Below are 17,049 nucleotides of genomic sequence, written 5' to 3'. Positions count from 1 at the left end.
GGCGCTGGAGGGGAGTGTCTGAAATGTTCTTCGTCGACACGATCGAGGTCGCGGGGCTCGGCAACCGCAGCTACCTGGCGGGCGGCGAGCGCTCGGCCGTGGCCGTCGACCCGCCGCGTGACGCCGACCGTGTGCTGGAAGCCGCGGCGCGCAGGGGCGTGCGGATCTCACATGTCGTCGAGACCCACATCCACAACGACTACGTCACCGGTGGCCTGGAACTCGCTCGTTTCACCGGCGCCGCCTACCTCGTACCCGCCGGGGCCACCGTGTCCTTCGAGCGAATACCCGTGCACGACGGGGACCGCACGATCATCGACGCCGGGCTCGCCCTGCAGGCGCTGGCGACACCCGGTCACACCCCGCACCACACCGCATACGCCCTTCAGCAGCACGGCACGGTGGTCGCGGTGTTCACGGGAGGCTCTCTGCTGATCGGCACCGTCGGCCGTCCCGATCTGGTCGAGCCCCGCCTGACAGAGCGCCTCGCCCGTGCTCAGCACGCCTCTGCGCACCGTCTTGCCGCGGAACTGCCCGACGCCGCCGCGGTGTTGCCCACGCACGGATTCGGCAGCTTCTGCTCCGCGGGCCAGGCTGAGGGGAACGAGACCACCATCGGCAAGGAGAAGGCGTCGAACGAAGCGCTTACGCAGGACGTCGACACCTTCATCACCCGGATGCTCGCGGGTCTCGACGACATCCCCGCGTACTACGCACACATGGGGCCCGCCAACTCCGCCGGACCCTCTCCGGTCGACCTCACGGCGCCCGCAGTGGCCGATGCCGAGGAGCTCGCGGCACGACTGGCCGCCGGGGAGTGGGTGGTCGACCTGCGCAACCGGATCGCGTTCGCCGAAGGGCATGTCGCCGGCACCTACAACTTCGAGGCCGACGGCCAACTCGCCACCTACCTGGCCTGGTTGATTCCCTGGGGCAAGCCGGTGACGCTGCTCGCCGAGTCGACTGAGCAACTGGCTTACGCGCAGCGAGAGTTGGTGCGCGTCGGCATCGACCGCCCGGCCGCCGCAGCCACGGGCGGACCGTCGGCCTGGACGGCGGGGAGCCAGGCCCTGGCCTCCTTCCCCCGCGCCACCTTCGCCGACCTGGCCGGGCGACACCCGGCCAAGGACGTGGTCGTGCTGGACGTCCGGCGTGCCTCCGAGCGGGCTGCCGGCTTCATCGAGGATTCGGTCCACATCCCGCTGCACACCCTGCACCGCCGCCTCGACGCGGTGCCGCCCGGTGAGGTGTGGGTGCACTGCGCGGCTGGTATGCGCGCCGCCATCGCCGCCTCGCTGCTGGACGCGGCAGGCCGTGATGTCGTCGCGCTGGACGACTCCTTCTCCGCCGCCGACAAGGCCGGACTCACCCTCCGTACCACCTGAGCCCACCTGGGCCCACCTGGGCCGGAACAACCCACTACTGCACAAGGCGAGGATCACGCATGGAGACTTCCCGTTCCGGCATAGGCCGGATCGCCGTAGAGGAAGCGGCCGAACGCACCGGGCACGGGCCTGAGGGCGCAGCGTCCGTTCTGCTGGACGTCCGCGAGCTCGACGAATGGAACGCGGGTCACGCGCCCGGAGCCGTACACCGCTCCCTCGCCGAACTCTTCGAAGGCATGCCACTACCTCCCGAGGCCCAAGGACGATGCCTGGTCGTCATCTGCCGCTCGGGCAACCGGTCCCGGCAGGCCGCCGAACTGCTGGCAGACAACGGCGTCGAGGCTGTGGATGTGATCGGAGGGATGCGCGAGTGGGCGGCGGCCGGGCTGCCGGTGGTGGACTCGCAGGGCCTGCCCGGTACGGTCGCGTGAGTGCCCTGATCCTCGCCCTCGTAGCCGGCGCGCTGATCGGGCTGGCCCTCGGCGCGCTCGGGGGCGGTGGCAGCGTCCTGGCCGTTCCCGCCCTGATCTACCTGCTCGGCTTCACCCCGGTCGCGGCCACCACCGCTGCACTGGTCATCGTGGCCCTCACCTCGGCAACCGCCCTGACCGCGCACGCCCGTGACGGACACGTCCGTTGGGGCGTGGGACTGCTCTTCGCCGCAGCCGGGATCGGCCCGGCGATGCTGGGCTCCGCGCTCGCCGCCCACCTTCCTGCGGGCGCCCTGTCGGCGGCCTTCGCGATGGTCGCGGCGGTCGCGGCGGTGCGCATGCTGCGGTCCAGGGAAGAGGACGATGCCATCCGGAGGATCCGACCCGGGCACGCGGCAGCGGCAGGCGCCGGACTCGGCGCGGTGACCGGCGTCCTCGGAGTCGGCGGTGGCTTCCTCGCCGTGCCGGCTCTCGTGGGTGTACTCGGACTCCGCATGCGCGAGGCGGTGGGCACCAGCCTCCTGGTCATCACCGCCAACTCGCTCGCGGCACTCGGACTGCGTGGTGGCACTGCGAGCCGGCTCGACTGGGCGGTCGTCGCCCCCTTCGCCGGCGCCGCGATCCTGGGAGCGTGGGACGGCAGGCGCCTGGCGTCGAAGGTGAGGGGCAGGACACTGCAGCAGGTCTTTGCCCTGGGGCTGCTGGCAGTGGCCGCTTTCATGTTCATCGACGGGATGGTCTGACGTACCAACCGCTGAGGATGCCGCTCGTGTATTGATTACGAGCGTTGTTGACGCCGGCCGGGCTTGATCATGGCGAAGACCTCCGGTGTGGTGGAGCTGTCCAGGACTGCACCGCACCGGACTCCGGCGCCATGTCCTGCGTACCGATGACGGAGAGCAGCTCCAGCTGCGCGGCACCTTCGGTGCCGGGCGGGGCGGTGAACCACAGCAGGCGCTGGCGTCCGTCCTCGCTGAACAGGCTGTTGCAGTCCACCGCGATGACGCCGAGGGCCGGATGGACGATGCGCTTGTGGTCCGAGCGACGCAGGCCGACATCATGAGTGTCCCACAGCGCGGTGAACTCCTGACTGCGCCGTCGCAACACCCCCACAAGACCGTCCACTTCGGCATCACGGCCGCGCCGTGCGGCGACAGCCCGCAGGTCGGCAACGAACACCCGGGAATGGTGCGGGTGTTCGTCCGACGGGTAGATCGCGCGGGAAGCGGGATCGGTGAACCAGCGGTGGATGAAGCTCGCCTTGGCCCCCCGCCCGGTCGGCTGCCGGCCCACGAGCGCGATGGCCGCCTCGTTCTGTACGAGGGTCTCGTGCAGGTCGGTGATGATCTGCGCGGGAGTCGCCGCGAGCCGGTCAAGGAGCGCCAGCAGCCCCGGCGTGATGTGCGCGGTCAGGCCGCCCGCGGCCGGGGGCACGGGACGCTCGGCGAGGTGGAACAGATGGTCGCGCTCGTCGCCGCCGAGGCGCAGCGCACGGGCGAGGGCGGCCAGGACCTGCGCAGACGGCTGGGTGCCGCGCCCGCGCTCCAGCTCGGTGTAGTAGTCGACCGACAGGCCCGCGAGCTGAGCCACCTCCTCCCGCCGCAGCCCGGGTACCCGGCGCCGGGGCCCGGCGGGCAGACCGACGTCGGCCGGCCGGATCCGCGCGCGCCGGGACTTGAGGAACGCGGCGAGTTCGGAAAGGTCCATGCCCGCATCGTGCCGCGTACGACCCGGGCGAACCAGGGGGTGGCAACCCCAGGGTGTGCACAGCCTGGTTGCCGCCCGCAGACCGGGTGATGGTGGGAGGGCGGCGAGCGCACGACGTCGCGGCCCACCCATCCGAACCCCGGCAGGAGCGAACCCGATGCCGTACGCGAACTTCAAGGTCCCCGCAGGCACCCTCACCGGCAAGCAGAAGGCGCAGATCATCACCCGCGCCACCGACCTGTACACCGAGATCTACGGCGAACGTGCCCGCGCCACCACCCTGGTGCTCGTCGAGGAGGTGCCCGACGGCGGCTGGGGCATCGGCGGCCACGTTCTGACCGCCGCCGAGATCCAGCAGCCGCCCGCCGGCTGACCGCACTTCCATCGGCGCCGGCCCGGCGCAAGGCGGTGCCCGACAGGAGCACGGTGTCGTCGCCCTCGGCAGCAAGGTCTACGTGATCGCGGGCATCGCCCCGGCACTCGGCGGCAGGATCTACGTACTCGGCGGCCTGTCCGGTGGGGAATCCTGGCAGGCGCTGCGCGACGCCTAGGTCTTCGGCGCGACCTTCATGCTGTCGGGCACCGAGCGGGGCGGCGCCGCCGTCGGGCAGACCCGCGGCGGCATCGCGGCGGCGGCCATCGGCACGACGATCTACACCTTCGGCGGTGAAGGAAATCCGGCGCCCGGATCCCACGGCGTCTTCCCCAACACCGAGGCATACGACACCACACGCGACCGCTGGCAGATCCTCGCGCTGACCCAGACACCACGCCGTGCGGGGTAGTCGACAGAGCTCAATCGGCGGATTCCCGGCCGTCGGAGTAGATCACCAGTGTCTGTTCCGGCTGTTCGGCCAGGTGGAACGCGGTGTAAGCGAAGTCGACCACCCCGCGTCCCGGGCTCCGTAGCCGTTTCCGTCCGCCGTGCCGGGCTTGCACGTCGTACTGCGGCCACCAGGCACGCACTTCCGGGCTGCCCGCGTTCAGCTCGTCGATCAGCCGGGTGTAGCGGACGTCGCCCGGGTGGCGTCCGGCCAGCGTCCGCAGCCGGGCAAGCAGGCCGCGCGCCTCGGTCTCCCAGTCGACCAGAACGTCCCGGGCCGCAGGTTCGAGGAAGACCCAGCGGGCGAAGTTCGCCGGCCTGTCCGCGGCCGTGGTGAGGTGCGGGAACAGCTCGTCGGCCGCCTGGTTGCAGCTGAGCACGTCGTAGTTGCCGCCGATGATGTACGCCGGGTGCGGCTGGAGCAGGAGCGGGACGGCCGCCACCTCGGCCGCGAGCGGCTCAGCTTCTTCGGGTTCGGCCGCAGGCGCGTGTCCGGCCAGTCGGAAGAGGTGACCGCGCTCGTGCCGGTCGAGCTGCAGCACCGAGGCGAGGGCGTCGAGCACCTGGTCCGAGGCGCGGATGTCCCGGCCCTGCTCAAGGTACGTGTACCAGGTCGCGCTGATCCCGGCGAGCAGCGCGAGTTCCTCCCGGCGCAGGCCCGGGGTCCGGCGTCGGCCGGTGTGTGGCAGTCCGACCTGGTCAGGGGTGATCCGCTCCCTGCGGCTGCGGAGGAAAGCGCCCAGCTCACGGCGTTGGTCCGGCTGTTGCGGCATGGTGGATGGCACCCCTGGTTCCAGAATAAACACGCTCTGGATACCAGGCTAAAGCCATCGCAGACTGAAGCCCGAGCGGGAGGTGCGGCGCCCACCGGTGGCCTGCGGCCGGATCCCGGCGCGCGGACGCGTTCCTGGCGATCATCCGGAACCGGCACCGAGAAGGAAAAAGAAGAGGAAGAGGAAGAGGAAGACATCATGTCGGGAATCGACGGCAAGGTCGTGGCGATCACGGGAGCCAGCAGCGGCATCGGCGAGGCGACCGCACTGCTGCTCGCCGCGCGAGGCGCACGGCTCGTCTTGGGTGCGCGCCGATCCGAGCGCCTCGCGGATCTGGTGGCGCGGATCGAGAAGTCGGGCGGCGCGGCCGTACAGACCCGTACGGACGTGACCCGACGGGACGACCTGCACGCCCTGGTCGCACTGGCCGGCGAGCGATTTGGCCGGCTCGACGTGCTGGTCAGCAACGCCGGGGCCGGCACGATCTCGCCTCTCGACGATCTGCGGGTCGACGAGTGGGACCAGATGGTCGACGTCAACATCAAGGGCGTGCTGCACGGAATCGGCGCCGCGCTGCCGATCTTCCGGGCCCAGGGCACGGGCCAGTTCATCACCATCGCCTCCACGGCCGCGTTTCGCATCGTGCCGACCATGGCGGTCTACGCCGGTACGAAGTTCGCGGTCCGCGCCATCTGCGAGGGCCTGCGCCAGGAAGCCGGTGACTCCCTGCGGGTCACCACCGTCTCGCCCGGCGCGGTCGGGACCGACTTCGCCGAAGCGTCAACGAATCCGCAGGTCCGAGCGGAGATCACGGCGATGCGGGACCGGATCGCGATACCGCCTGAGGCGATCGCCCAGGCCATCGCGTTCGCCATCGAGCAGCCGGCGACCGTGGACGTGAACGAGATCGTCGTTCGGCCCACGGCCCAGAACTGAACCCGCTCAAGTCCGAGGCGCATGGCGGGCCCGAACCCCCATCGCTCCTCTAGGGCGGCCAGGTCGGGGAGGGACCGGATCGTGGCTGGTGTGGTGGTGGCGCTTGCTCAGGAGTCCGTCGGGGGAATGAGGTTGTCGAGTGCCTCGGCGCAGTCCTGGGCGGCCTGGGCCGAGCGCGGCAGCATGAGGTTCTCGTAGGCGCGGACGGCGTCGTCGATGCTGGATTCGGTGATGAGGGCGTGGGCGAGGTCGGTGCCGTCGAGCATGGCGAGGTTGGCACCGAGCCCGACGGGGGGCATCAGGTGCGCGGCGTCGCCCAGCAGGGTGATGCCAGGGAGGTGTTCCCAGGTGTGCGGGGCGGGCAGCACGAACACGGGCCGGTTGACGAACTCGCCGTCGTGGTGCCGCAGGAGGTAGAGCAGGTTCTCGTCCCAGCCGTCGAACATCTTCAGCAGGTGTGCGCGCACGGCCGCCGTGTCGTCGGGTTCCACGTCGGCGGCCACCTGCCAGTCATGTGGGGCGCGGAAGGCGACGTAGACGCGGATGTGGCCGTTGCTGTTGCGTTGGGCGAGCAGAGCCTTGCCGTCGGCCGTCGCCAGCAGGGTGCCGTTGCCGACCATGCGTGCGAGGGCGGGATGGCGGGTGTCGCAGTCGTCGAAACCGGTCTCGATGAAGGTGACACCGGTGTAGCCGGGTGTGGCGTCCGACAGGGCTGGGCGGATGCGCGACCAGGCGCCGTCGGCGCCGACCACCAGGTCGGCGTCCTCGGCGGTGCCATCGTCGAGGAGCAGGCGCCAGGAGCCGTCCCCGAGCGGGGTGGCCCCGGTGACAGTGCAGCCCCACCGGACGGTGCCCTCGGCGAGGGATTCCAGCAACAGGCTGCGCAGCTGGCCGCGGTCGATCTCCGGGCTGTCGTCGTCGTGGCCGGGCCCCGGGACGGGCAGGGCGGTGGCGGTGACGGGGTCAACCACGCGCCACGCCTGGCCTTCGGGGCGGGACAGGGCGCGGAACCGGTCGAGCAGGCCCGCCGCGCGCAGAGCGATCTGACCGGTGTCGGCACGTATGTCGAGGCTGCCGCCCTGGGGGCGGACGCCGGTGGCAGCCTCACATTCGAAGACGGTGACGGAGCGGCCGTGGAGCTGCAGGACGCGAGCTAAGGCAAGGCCGCCGAGGCCGGCGCCGACGACCGCGATGCGGGAGCCGTGAGCGGAGTTCATGGGGGTGTCCCCTCGAAGGGTGGGTGAGTTGCCAGGAGGTCCGGCGCATGACCAAGAAAGCACAGCCACCGAGAAAGTGCCTCTGAAATACGGGTGTGCCGGTACCGAACCGGCCAGGCACCGCGAGCGCAAGAAGACTCAGACCTGCCGCTACTCCGCTGCGGTGAGGACCGTCAACTCACCTCAATACGCGAGGACTTGCCGAGTGCGAAGCAACCAACGCGCCCTTCTCACCCTGTTCACAAGTGACACACATGTCATGTCCGACGGCTGCCAGGGGGATCGGCAGCCACCGGACGACGCACGCGAGAAGGAACCGATGACCAGACACCACCGCCATATCCTCGGGCGCGCGGCGTTCATCGCCACCGCGGCCCTCTCCGTCGGTACTGCCGGAACACTGGCGGCGCCCGCCGCTGGAGCGGCAACGCCGACGGGCACCCCAAAGCTGAGGCTCATTGCCGCGTCGGACACGGTGACCGTGGACCGCTGGAAAGGTGAGCCGGGGGTCTACCTCGACCTCGGCACCTACGTCACCGTCGACGGCGCACCGCTCGAACTGCGGGTGACGCGCAAGTCCTACAACGACCCCGTCGTCGCCTCACAGATCATCCGCTCAGGCGGCAGGACCGTGACCAAGTCCCTGCCCAAGGACCTGGTGAAGGACTTTTCGGGGCTGCCCGGCTTCCTCAAGGTCAGCATCAGCGACCAGTCGGGCCGGAAGGTGGCCGACACCTCGCAGACCTTCTGCCCGAACAACCAGGCGGGGCGGATACGGCCGGACGCTCCGGCCACCTCGAAGTACCCCGGCAGCTGCTCCGACAACCCGTTCGCGCTCGGCTCCGTATGGGGCGTCGACAAGGGCTGGGCGGCGGCCACGGCACCGGGCTACGGACCGAACGCCTCGGTCGACCTGAAGCCCGGCGTCTACACCGCAAAGGTCTCCGTGGCGAAGAAGTACCGGGACTTGTTCGGCATGCCGGACCAGACCCGGACCATCAAGGTCGAGGTCCGCGAGCAGAATCCCGGCGGCGGTGAGGGCCTGCTCGCAGGCGGGCCTGGGCTCAAGGCCAAGGGGAAGAGCCTGGAGCCGGCCGCGAAGCGTCCGGCGGGCCGAGCGGGCGTCCCCGCTGATGCGCCCAAGCCGGACCTGCGCGCCCTGCCCGCGTACGGCATCACCGTCAACCACGGAGACGGGGAACGCGCCGCCCCGGCCAAGGACTACCTGGCCTTCAGCGCGACCGTCTGGAACGGCGGCTCCTCGCCGCTGGTCGTGGACGGGTTCCGCCGCCCCGGCGCAAAGATGATGGACGCCTACCAGTACTTCTTCGACGCCAAGGGCAAGCAGGTCGGATACACGCCCACCGGCACCATGGAGTGGGACCCGCGGGTGGGCCACCAGCACTGGCACTTCAGCGACTTCGCCAGCTACCGGCTGCTCGGCGCGGACAAGAAGGAGATCGTCCGCAGCGGCAAGGAAGCCTTCTGCCTCGCCAACACCGACGCCATCGACTACACGGTGAAGAACGCCAACTGGCGCCCGTACAACACCGACCTCGCCACCGCCTGCGGTCAGGAGTCCTCCGTCTCCGTCCGCGAGGCTCTGGACATCGGCAACGGCGACACGTACTCCCAGGAGCGGCCCGGACAGTCCTTCGACATCACCGGCCTGCCGAACGGCACCTACTACATCCAGGTCCTCGCCAACCCCGATCACCGACTCACGGAACAGAGCACGGCCAACAACGTCACCTACCGCAAGGTGATCCTCGGCGGTGAGCCGGGCGCCCGCACGGTGACCGTCCCGAAGTACGGTCGCGTCGACGCACCGTGATCGTCCGCGGGCGGGGGCTGCCCATGTCCCCGCCCGCTCAACTGGGACGACACGTCTTCGGCTCGCTGATGCGGCGCGCGGCCTCGACGACCGCAGCGCGGTGCTCGGCCAGCCGCTCCGGTGACCAGGCCTGGGAGTTCCGTGAAGAGCCCGGCGACTTCGGACTCACGCGAGTGCGATCACCGGCACGACCGCGCCGCAGGCCTGGGCTACTGTCCCCCGGCCACCCGGAGGATCGCTCCGGTCGCGTACGACGCATCGGCGGAAAGCAGCCAGGAGACGGCGGCGGCGATCTCTTCGGGCTGTCCGGCACGGCCCAGGGGGATGGCGGAGGCAACCTTCCGGGGGCGTTCGGGGTCCTGATGGAATTCGGTCCAGATGGTGCCGGGGGCAACGCAGTTGACGCGGATGCCCTGCGCGGCGACCTCCTTCGACAGCCCCACCGTCATCGCGTCTACGGCAGCCTTGGCGGCGGCGTAGTGGACGTACTGTCCCGGGCTGCCGAGCGTGGCTGCGGCCGAGGAGATGTTGACGATCGCTCCGCCGCCGCGGTCGGTCATCTCCTGGATGGCGCGCCGGGCACAGAGGAGGTATCCGAGGACGTTGACATCGAGTGCCCTGCGGATACCCGCGGCGTCGGCGTCGGTCAGCCGGCCGTTCGGCCCGCTGGTTCCGGCATTGTTCACGAGCGCGGTGACGGGACCGAGGTCGGCGGCACGGTCGAAGAGCCCATCGACGTCCGCTTCGTCGGCGGTGTCCGCACGGACGGTGACGCACCTGCGGCCGGCCTGTCGGACCAGTTCGGCGACCGACTTCGCCGCGGAGCTGTCGGAGCGGTAGCCGAGGACGATGTCGTGTCCCTCGTTCGCAAGGCGGGCGCAGACAGCTGCGCCGATCCCGCGACTTCCACCCGTGACCACCGTCACGAGTCGTGCCTCCATGTCAACCTCCCAAGGCTGTGTGGGAATTCAAGACTGTTCCGGGCCCGGCGCCCCGGGCCGGCTCCGGTCGCCCTCAGACCCGTTCGCCGTCGGGCTCCCGGCCGGGGGCGACGTCTCGCGCTTCGGCCGAGCCGAAGCGGTCGCGGTATTCGGCGGGGGCGATCCCGACGCGGCGGTGGAAGGTGCGGCGCAAGGTCTCGGCGGTGCCGAAGCCGAGGCGGCGGGCGAGTGCGGCCACTGGCTCGTCGGCCTCGGTGAGCGCCCGCCGGGCCGCCTCCACTCGAACGCGTTCGACGTAGGCCGCCGGCCCCACGCCGATCTCCGCAGTGAAGCGACGCTGCAGGTGACGTGGGCTCAGACCGGCGCAGTCGGCCAGTGCTGCGACGGTGTGCCTGCCGCCGGGATTGTCCTGGACCGCCCGCACGGCTTTGCGGATCGGGTCGCTGGTCGGCTGCGCCGACCACAGCGGAACGCTGAACTGGGACTGGTTACCCGGCCGCCGCAGGTACAGGACCATTTTGCGCGCGGCAGCCAGCGCGATCTCCGGGCCGTGGTCGTCCTCCACCAGGGCGAGCGCGAGGTCCATTCCGGAGCTGACCCCGGCCGAGGTCCACACCCGACCGTCCCTGATGAAGATCGGGTCGCAGTCCACCGTCAGCTCGGGGTGCTCATCGGCGAGTTGCCGTTCACGAGCCCAGTGCGTGGTAACCCGTCGTCCGACGAGGAATCCGGTCGCGGCGAGGAGGAGCACCCCGCTGCACACCGACGCGACCCGCCGCGCACCGGCCGCCGCGGCGGCGATCCACGCGACCAGTCCGGGGTCGCGGCGCGCGTCGTTCACGCCTGATCCGCCCACCACGACGAGGGTGTCCAGCCCTTCGGGGGTGAGGTCGCCGATCCCGTGCGCGGCGAACATCGGCAGGCCGCTGGAGGACCGGACCGGGCCGGCCTGGGGCGCCACCACCTGGCAGTCGTAGCCGCCGACCGCTTGCTGTGCGTAATGGAACACCGAATGCGGGCCCACCAGATCGACTGCCTGGAACCCCTCGTACACCACGAACACCACCCGACGCATGGCAGCAGGCTGCCTGACCTGCGCGAAAGGCGTCAACGACGCGCAACCCACAGATCACGCCACAAGTCGCGGAGGATCTTGACCTGGGACCGGTCGGGACGTTGCATGCAACAAGACTGATTGTCCACGGACTGGAGGGCAGGCAATGACCGCTACCACCCGCGACCTCTTCGAGCGCTACCACGCTTGTTGGGAGGCTCGCGACCCCGATCGGATCGCCGAACTCCACACGGTCGACTCGGTGTTCCATCTGCACTCGGGTCAGCCCCCGGCGCGCGGGCGGGAAGCCATCCGTCAGGCGGCGGCCGGCACGTTCGAGCTCGTCCCTGACCTGACGTTCGAACTTGTCTCGCTGCGTGTCGGGGAGGACTTCTGGGTGGCCCAGTTCAAGATGACCGGGAAGTCCGCCTCCGGCGCCGCACTCGACGTCGACCTCGCGGACTTCGTCCTGGTCGAGAACGGGGCGGTGAAGGAAAAGCACTCCTACGTCGACGGAGTGGCGATGCAGGCCGCGATCGCGCCCGCTGAGGTTTCCTCTTGACGGCTCTCGGCCGGGCGTGCTGGTTCATCGGTAACTGCACGTAGAAACAGGGCCTCTTGGTAGTCCAGGGGTGACGAAACCATCCCGGACGCACAAGGGGCCCTGTCATGCGGCACGGAAATGGCGGTCGCCCGCGGGACGTGGACCCGACCGCGGCGATCACCGACTCACAGTCGGTACGGGCAGCGGAGCCGGTCAGTGACCGAGGAAGCCTCTTCACCGAGACCGCCGACCGCAGACTTCTCACGCAACGGGACTCCCGATGATCGCCTTGCCTCAGCAACAAGTTGATCTATCAGGACGTCCCGTTGCGTCATTCACCAGGGCTTGACCTGCCGCTCAAGATCCAAACTCAACGGCGTTGAAGTCCTAGTAGTGCGGGAGGACGAAGTTGTAGCCCTGGGCGTAGTGCGCACCGCCGACCGGACAGACGCCGTCCGTCGGGTAGCCCCAGTAGTACATCGAGTAGCACTTGCTGCAGAAGCGCCAGTTCGCCTGGTCCCCCGATATGTCGTGCGGGAGCACGAAGTTGAAGCCCTGAGCGTAGTGTGCGCCGCCCGCAGCGCAGACCCCGTTAGACGGGTAGCCCCAGAAGAACATCGAGAAGCACTTGTTGCAGAAGCGCCAGTTCTTCTGCGCGGTCGGCGTCTCGGGGACGTCGTAGGGGAGGATGAAGTTGTACCCCTGGGCGTAGTGCGCGCCGCCCGCCGGGCAGACGCCGTCGGTGGGGTAGCCCCAGTAGTACAGCGCGAAGCACTTGTTGCAGAAGCGCCAGTCGTCCTGCGTGGACTGGACCCCGGAGGCGTCGGCGGCGGCCGGTGCGGCGAACGCGCCGGCGGTGACTGCGGCTCCGGCGAGACCTGCCGTCACGCCGAGCGCCCGGGTGAGGAAGGACCGTCGGTCCGACGGTCTGACGCCGTTCTCGGCGGGCGAGCTGCCGTTGTCTTCGGGTAAACCGGATGAACCCATGGCGGAACTTCTCCTTCGGTCTTCGGTGGAATGCGTGGGCCGATGGGGAGTGTCCTGCGAGGTGCCGGGAGAGAGTCCCAGCCGCCGGTTTTCACCGTCAAGGCCCGGCCGCGCACCCCCACATACGGCCGCTCGCATTCCGGGCCGGCGCCGCCCGTCGGGCCACAGGAGTGCGCCGACGTCCCAGGCGACGTCCCAGTCGGAGTCTCAGTCGGCGGGGCGAGGTTGTTGATCGCTGGACGAGCAGGATGACAACACCGTTGCGTCATTCACCAGGGCTTGACCTGCCGCTCAAGATCCAAACGCAACGGTGTTGACATCAGACCTTGTGACACCGTCCAGGCCCGCTCCTTGGGCGAAGCACGGCGTAAGAACACCAGCGCAACGGCCAGAAGCCTCGCGTCGTCACATCCCCTCCGACCAGACCATTTCATCCTCCAGAGCCAGGCTCAAAGAGGTTCAGCACTCGCCCATCGGGGGGATTCTCAGGAAAACGCGTGAATATGCCCACCGAAATTGCAATATATAGACCTAAGCGAACCTTTTCAACCTGGGTCTCGCAGGTCAGTGGTTTTGGTGTGGCGAGGGCAGGTTGCTGACCTGAGGCGCTATTGAAGTTGAAAGAGGTCCGATCGTATCAAGGGTTTCTTTTGACCTCAAGGAGGATCATCGTGGCTGAAGTTCCGGTTGGTTTTTCTGAGTACGTAGACTTCATGGGATACAAGTGCACAGTCAGTTTTTCTGGCACAGTTGCCTCTAAAGGAGACACCGGCTGGACCGTTCACGGCGACATCAACATCAGCGGCCGTTGTAACGCCGTCGGGCTGTACTTGACCAGCGAGGACAGTGGGGGCAAGAATTGGGTGACAGGGGGCGGTGGATCAGGCCAGGGACGTATTGATATTGATAACCTAACGCGCTATTCCGGCAAGAAGGTCGGGCTCCAGATTGGCGTTCAGAGTGACCGCATGGGTTCGTGGTCATATACTGACGTACAGTGGTATGAGATCGGCATGGACTGAACTTCTTTCGTAGTGCCGGGCAGTTCAGTGAGGCTTATTCGGGCTGGGTCTGTCTGGCCTCTGCCCACTCGCCCATAACAAACAGCGGTCCGTCGTGGGGCAATAGAGTTTGCCTCCGACTCACACGAAAGAAGGCGCGAACCCCACTTCAGGGATCCGGGAACGCGAAAGTGCCTTCTGAGCTGGGACGATGAACCATGTCGAGGGGTTCGGTCGTACCAAGCGGAAGGCACTTTCTACGTGCAGGCTATCGGTTTGCGTCCCAGGGTTGTGGTGTCGGCCGACGGGATGGGGGTCGTCGGACATGCCGGAGCGCGATTGCTGGCGGATCTCGCTGAGGCGACCGGGCTGACAGCTGCGTACTCAGGTGTGCTGCGGCCGTTGCGACCGCGCGGGACCGGACACGATCCGGGCCGGGTCGCCGCTGACCTGGCTGTGATGCTCGCCGACGGCGGCGAAGCCCTCACCGAACTGGCCGCCCTGCGTGACCAGTGCGAGGTGTTCGGCCCGGTGGCCTCCACACCCACAGCCTGGCGGCTGCTCGCCGACATCCACGCCGGCGTGCTGGCCCGGCCGCGGACGGCCCGTGCTTCGGCACGCGAAGTGGCCTGGCTGCAGGCCACCGACAGTGGTGAGGGCATACCCGCCGTGAGGACCGGCGGACTCGAACTTGCGGGCCTGGTGCTGGACCTCGACGCCACGCTGGTCGCCTGCCACTCGGAGAAGGAACAGGCCGCCGCCACCTATAAGGGCGGGTTCGGCTACCACCCGCTGCTGTGCTTCCTGGCCAACACCGGCGAAACCCTGTCCGGACGACTGCGACCGGGCAATGCCGGAGCGAACACCGCCGCCGATCACATCACCGTGCTCGACGACGCACCCGCCCAGCTCCCCGACACCCACCGCTACGGCACCCCGATCCTGATCCGGACAGACTCCGCCGGCTCCGCGAAAGCCTTCCTCCACCACCTGCGCAACCTGCGCCTTCGCGGCATCAACATCGGCTTCTCCGTCGGTACCGCGGTCACCGCCGACGTCCGCCGCGCGATCCGCTCGCTGCCCGAGCAGGTTTGGCACCCCACCTTGAACCAGGACGGAACCCTGCGCGACGGTGCACAGGTCGCCGAGCTGACCGGCCTGGTTGATCTCGCCGGCTATCCGACCGGCACCCGTTGCGGCGAGTCCGAGAGAGGCCAGATGTCAGGTCGTGGTGCCGGCCGCTTCCCGGCACCCCCGTTCTCTGTACCAGCGGGTTGAGTGGTGCACACCCACTTGGAAGTGGGTCACTTACGCGAAGTGCGGACGTTCATCGGTCTGTCCTGGTGGCGAGGGCCGGGCGGCCCTCCGCGTAAATCCTTGAGCGATGGCGTGAGCAATGCCCAGCATCGGTGTCGATGAGGACCGCGATTCCTCATTGTTTTCGCTTCGCTGCATGGTTGAACGTATGCGCAGTGCAATCGACGTGGCGCGAAGTCCTCTTGAGACGGCCTGGAGGCGGCAAAAGACTGCTGCGGTACCAAGGCCGCGCTTGCGTCCCGGGAGCCGCGGCACAGCAGTCACGATCGCAATGGGAGGAGAACGTCGATGCCCGACGCCAGCCGTCGAGACGCCGCACACTCGATCACGGCGACCGACGGCACCGCCACACGGACCCGTGAGGCGGCCCCCGTCGACCTGGTGCCGGTCCAGGAACTGCACCGCCGCTGCTCGCCGGGCAGCCGGGCCCTGCGATACCACGCAGGCAAGTCCGGACTCTCACCTGCCGAATGGCGTCAGTTTTCCAGCCCAGAGCACGGCACCACGCTGGTGACCACTCCGGCCGAGCGTACGGACCACATCATCGCCATGACCAACGTCATGCGCACCGATCAGCAAGGGGTGGGGGAACTCGCGATCCTGGTCGAGGAAGCGTGGCAGGCCAGGGGGCTCGGCACTGCGCTGGCCGAACATGCGGCGACCGTAGCCCGCCGCGAGGGACACCACACGCTGGCCGCCGCGGCGGCGGCGAGCAACAAGCCGATGCTCCATGTCCTGAGGAAACTGGACGCGACACCGGTCGACGCCACCGGGCCCGTGCTCGACCTCCGCATCCTGCTCTAGGTCCGGCTTCGATGATCACCGGGTGATGGATCACGGTGGGGTAATACGTCGCCATGAACACACCGATCACCAGTGGGAGTTACCGTGTGCGCGAGCCGTAACGACGGGGTCGATGGAGCGGTGAAGCCGGATCGGCTCACCCGATTGTGCATCTGCACAGGGGCGGATGTTTCCTTGACCAAGCTCCTCGCTCACCAGGAGCATCGATCGGCCCGCCCGGGCCCTTGAGACTCCGTCAGGGCGGCCGGGCAGGGGCTGGACGCTCACCCTCGGAACAGACTGATCCCGTCGTCGGGCACTCGATGACTCGGGCGGTACCAACGCCTTCGCCGTCAGCTGGCGGACCGAAGTCTCTTGGAGTGTGCTGGGACCGTTCCCGGCTCTGCCCGTCAGGGGCGCAGGCCCGCCCGTCTGAGTGCGACCTTGGACAAGTCGGAGATGGCTTGCTGGTCCTTGCGGCGCCAGGCGTCGGCGAGGCCGCCCGGCGGGGTGGGGACCGTGGCGAGGTCGCGCAGGGCGAGCAGGTCGGCGCCTCCGGGGTTGTCGAGGAGGCGTCGGGTGGTGGCGCTGCGCCGAATCCAGCGCAGGCGCGGAGGAAGTCACAGCAGCAGTACGAAGGCCACAGGGAGGACGATCAGGGCGAGTGCGGTCAGGGTGACCACCTGGTCCACGATGTGCTGCAGTGACTGTCCGGCGTCGGAGAGACCGGTGCCGGCGCCGGCGGTGGACTGGAGCGGCTTTTTCAGGGAGCCGCCGACGAGCGGCACTTTCGAAGCCGCGTCAGCGGCGTCGTCGAGGCCGGTGGCGAGGTTGTCGCCCGCGGTCTGCGCCTTCCGTCCCGGCTCGGCCAGCAGCATGATCGCGTCGTGAACGGTCAGGGCGAACTTCACCGTGGCCGCGATCAGGGCCCCGGCGATCAAGTCCGCGAGCACCTGACGGCTCCGACGTGCCGAGGTCTGGGCGCAAAGGCGTATGGGCGTGCTACTGCTCCGGTGACGGCATCGGAGACGGCCGGGTTCCGGCAATGGTCAGGGCTGACGTCGTGGTTCGTGGTTGGGCCGGTCGCTTGACGGTACGTGGGACTCGACTCTTCCGCCGGACTTCACAGGTGCACGTCCTCGACACGGTGCCGGGTTGGCGTAGTGGTGCGGTGGGCGCGCGGCGAAGCCGTCAGGCGGACCGCGTGCCTGGGACTCGCGGGACCTGTCCACCTTGGGCCTCCGGCCCGACGGCACGGGGAGTGGAGCTGGTCTGAAACAAGGGATCTCAGTCCCCGAACGGGGGCAGGCTTCCAT

18 protein-coding genes are annotated in these 17,049 nt (G+C 68.9%); 11 read left to right on the top strand and 7 right to left on the bottom strand.

Annotation, left to right across the window (positions count from 1 at the left end):
- Positions 1–23 precede the first annotated feature (23 nt).
- From ACWD35_RS11085 to ACWD35_RS11075, 3 genes are read left to right on the top strand one after another with little or no spacing between them, the layout of a single operon-like run.
- Positions 24–1,385, top strand: coding sequence for a rhodanese-like domain-containing protein (locus ACWD35_RS11085; protein ID WP_451350889.1), 1,362 nt, complete (start codon positions 24–26; stop codon positions 1,383–1,385).
- 59 nt (positions 1,386–1,444) lie between these two features.
- Positions 1,445–1,816, top strand: a complete 372-nt coding sequence (locus tag ACWD35_RS11080) for a rhodanese-like domain-containing protein (protein WP_451350888.1) — start codon at positions 1,445–1,447, stop codon at positions 1,814–1,816.
- Positions 1,813–2,559, top strand: coding sequence for a sulfite exporter TauE/SafE family protein (locus ACWD35_RS11075; protein ID WP_451350887.1), 747 nt, complete (start codon positions 1,813–1,815; stop codon positions 2,557–2,559). The genes ACWD35_RS11080 and ACWD35_RS11075 overlap by 4 nt, the downstream gene beginning before the upstream one ends.
- A gap of 67 nt (positions 2,560–2,626) precedes the next feature.
- On the opposite strand, the gene ACWD35_RS11070 is transcribed toward ACWD35_RS11075, so the two are convergent.
- On the bottom strand, positions 2,627–3,523 hold the full coding sequence (locus ACWD35_RS11070; RefSeq protein WP_451350886.1) for a helix-turn-helix transcriptional regulator: 897 nt from the start codon (positions 3,521–3,523) through the stop codon (positions 2,627–2,629).
- Between the two features lie 157 nt (positions 3,524–3,680).
- On the opposite strand from ACWD35_RS11070, the gene ACWD35_RS11065 reads away from it, so the two are divergent.
- Positions 3,681–3,896 (top strand): tautomerase family protein, encoded by a 216-nt coding sequence (locus tag ACWD35_RS11065; protein ID WP_451350885.1) that lies wholly within the window; start codon positions 3,681–3,683, stop codon positions 3,894–3,896.
- Between the two features lie 196 nt (positions 3,897–4,092).
- Positions 4,093–4,308: a hypothetical protein gene (locus tag ACWD35_RS11060; RefSeq protein ID WP_451350884.1), complete on the top strand. Its 216-nt coding sequence runs from the start codon at positions 4,093–4,095 to the stop codon at positions 4,306–4,308.
- A 10-nt stretch (positions 4,309–4,318) separates the two neighbouring features.
- Here the strand turns inward: ACWD35_RS11060 and ACWD35_RS11055 are convergent, their stop codons facing one another.
- Positions 4,319–5,119, bottom strand: a complete 801-nt coding sequence (locus tag ACWD35_RS11055) for a helix-turn-helix transcriptional regulator (protein ID WP_451350883.1) — start codon at positions 5,117–5,119, stop codon at positions 4,319–4,321.
- Between the two features lie 198 nt (positions 5,120–5,317).
- On the opposite strand from ACWD35_RS11055, the gene ACWD35_RS11050 reads away from it, so the two are divergent.
- Complete coding sequence (locus ACWD35_RS11050; protein WP_451350882.1) at positions 5,318–6,055, top strand: SDR family oxidoreductase; 738 nt, start codon at positions 5,318–5,320, stop codon at positions 6,053–6,055.
- Positions 6,056–6,162: 107 nt separating this feature from the next.
- Here the strand turns inward: ACWD35_RS11050 and ACWD35_RS11045 are convergent, their stop codons facing one another.
- Complete coding sequence (locus tag ACWD35_RS11045; protein ID WP_451350881.1) at positions 6,163–7,272, bottom strand: FAD-dependent oxidoreductase; 1,110 nt, start codon at positions 7,270–7,272, stop codon at positions 6,163–6,165.
- Between the two features lie 319 nt (positions 7,273–7,591).
- Between ACWD35_RS11045 and ACWD35_RS11040 the strand changes: the two genes are divergently transcribed.
- Complete coding sequence (locus ACWD35_RS11040) at positions 7,592–9,106, top strand: lysyl oxidase family protein (RefSeq protein ID WP_451350880.1); 1,515 nt, start codon at positions 7,592–7,594, stop codon at positions 9,104–9,106.
- Between the two features lie 209 nt (positions 9,107–9,315).
- Here ACWD35_RS11040 and ACWD35_RS11035 read toward each other — a convergent pair whose 3' ends face one another.
- The gene (locus ACWD35_RS11035) at positions 9,316–10,047 is read right to left on the bottom strand and encodes an SDR family NAD(P)-dependent oxidoreductase (RefSeq protein WP_451350879.1); all 732 of its coding nucleotides are present in this window, start codon (positions 10,045–10,047) and stop codon (positions 9,316–9,318) included.
- Between the two features lie 73 nt (positions 10,048–10,120).
- Entirely contained in the window at positions 10,121–11,122 is a 1,002-nt protein-coding gene (locus tag ACWD35_RS11030) for a GlxA family transcriptional regulator (protein WP_451350878.1), read from the bottom strand.
- A 145-nt stretch (positions 11,123–11,267) separates the two neighbouring features.
- Between ACWD35_RS11030 and ACWD35_RS11025 the strand changes: the two genes are divergently transcribed.
- A complete protein-coding gene (locus tag ACWD35_RS11025) occupies positions 11,268–11,663 on the top strand; it encodes a nuclear transport factor 2 family protein (RefSeq protein ID WP_451350877.1) in 396 nt (131 codons plus the stop codon).
- Positions 11,664–12,032: 369 nt separating this feature from the next.
- On the opposite strand, the gene ACWD35_RS11020 is transcribed toward ACWD35_RS11025, so the two are convergent.
- On the bottom strand, positions 12,033–12,632 hold the full coding sequence (locus ACWD35_RS11020; RefSeq protein WP_451350876.1) for a hypothetical protein: 600 nt from the start codon (positions 12,630–12,632) through the stop codon (positions 12,033–12,035).
- 671 nt (positions 12,633–13,303) lie between these two features.
- Here ACWD35_RS11020 and ACWD35_RS11015 point away from each other — a divergent pair.
- From ACWD35_RS11015 to ACWD35_RS11005, 3 genes are all read left to right on the top strand, one after another.
- A complete protein-coding gene (locus tag ACWD35_RS11015) occupies positions 13,304–13,654 on the top strand; it encodes a hypothetical protein (RefSeq protein ID WP_451350875.1) in 351 nt (116 codons plus the stop codon).
- Positions 13,655–13,831: 177 nt separating this feature from the next.
- Positions 13,832–14,911: a transposase gene (locus ACWD35_RS11010; protein WP_451351094.1), complete on the top strand. Its 1,080-nt coding sequence runs from the start codon at positions 13,832–13,834 to the stop codon at positions 14,909–14,911.
- A 327-nt stretch (positions 14,912–15,238) separates the two neighbouring features.
- Positions 15,239–15,754, top strand: coding sequence for an N-acetyltransferase family protein (locus ACWD35_RS11005; protein WP_451350874.1), 516 nt, complete (start codon positions 15,239–15,241; stop codon positions 15,752–15,754).
- 599 nt (positions 15,755–16,353) lie between these two features.
- Here ACWD35_RS11005 and ACWD35_RS11000 read toward each other — a convergent pair.
- On the bottom strand, positions 16,354–16,686 hold the full coding sequence (locus ACWD35_RS11000; protein WP_451350873.1) for a hypothetical protein: 333 nt from the start codon (positions 16,684–16,686) through the stop codon (positions 16,354–16,356).
- Positions 16,687–17,049 lie beyond the last annotated feature (363 nt).

The sequence above is a fragment of the Streptomyces sp. NPDC002671 genome (assembly GCF_053592475.1).
Note: the sequence above shows the minus strand (reverse complement) of the source record. Positions and strands in the feature narration are given on the sequence as shown.

Bases quoted from the DNA above. Each gene is read 5' to 3' on its own strand.
- ACWD35_RS11085 (WP_451350889.1), top strand. From the start codon at position 24: ATGTTCTTCGTCGACACGATCGAGGTCGCGGGGCTCGGCAACCGCAGC.
- ACWD35_RS11080 (WP_451350888.1), top strand. From the start codon at position 1,445: ATGGAGACTTCCCGTTCCGGCATAGGCCGGATCGCCGTAGAGGAAGCG.
- ACWD35_RS11070 (WP_451350886.1), bottom strand. From the start codon at position 3,523: ATGGACCTTTCCGAACTCGCCGCGTTCCTCAAGTCCCGGCGCGCGCGG.
- ACWD35_RS11065 (WP_451350885.1), top strand. From the start codon at position 3,681: ATGCCGTACGCGAACTTCAAGGTCCCCGCAGGCACCCTCACCGGCAAG.
- ACWD35_RS11060 (WP_451350884.1), top strand. From the start codon at position 4,093: ATGCTGTCGGGCACCGAGCGGGGCGGCGCCGCCGTCGGGCAGACCCGC.
- ACWD35_RS11055 (WP_451350883.1), bottom strand. From the start codon at position 5,119: ATGCCGCAACAGCCGGACCAACGCCGTGAGCTGGGCGCTTTCCTCCGC.
- ACWD35_RS11050 (WP_451350882.1), top strand. From the start codon at position 5,318: ATGTCGGGAATCGACGGCAAGGTCGTGGCGATCACGGGAGCCAGCAGC.
- ACWD35_RS11045 (WP_451350881.1), bottom strand. From the start codon at position 7,272: ATGAACTCCGCTCACGGCTCCCGCATCGCGGTCGTCGGCGCCGGCCTC.
- ACWD35_RS11040 (WP_451350880.1), top strand. From the start codon at position 7,592: ATGACCAGACACCACCGCCATATCCTCGGGCGCGCGGCGTTCATCGCC.
- ACWD35_RS11035 (WP_451350879.1), bottom strand. From the start codon at position 10,047: ATGGAGGCACGACTCGTGACGGTGGTCACGGGTGGAAGTCGCGGGATC.
- ACWD35_RS11030 (WP_451350878.1), bottom strand. From the start codon at position 11,122: ATGCGTCGGGTGGTGTTCGTGGTGTACGAGGGGTTCCAGGCAGTCGAT.
- ACWD35_RS11025 (WP_451350877.1), top strand. From the start codon at position 11,268: ATGACCGCTACCACCCGCGACCTCTTCGAGCGCTACCACGCTTGTTGG.
- ACWD35_RS11020 (WP_451350876.1), bottom strand. From the start codon at position 12,632: ATGGGTTCATCCGGTTTACCCGAAGACAACGGCAGCTCGCCCGCCGAG.
- ACWD35_RS11005 (WP_451350874.1), top strand. From the start codon at position 15,239: ATGCCCGACGCCAGCCGTCGAGACGCCGCACACTCGATCACGGCGACC.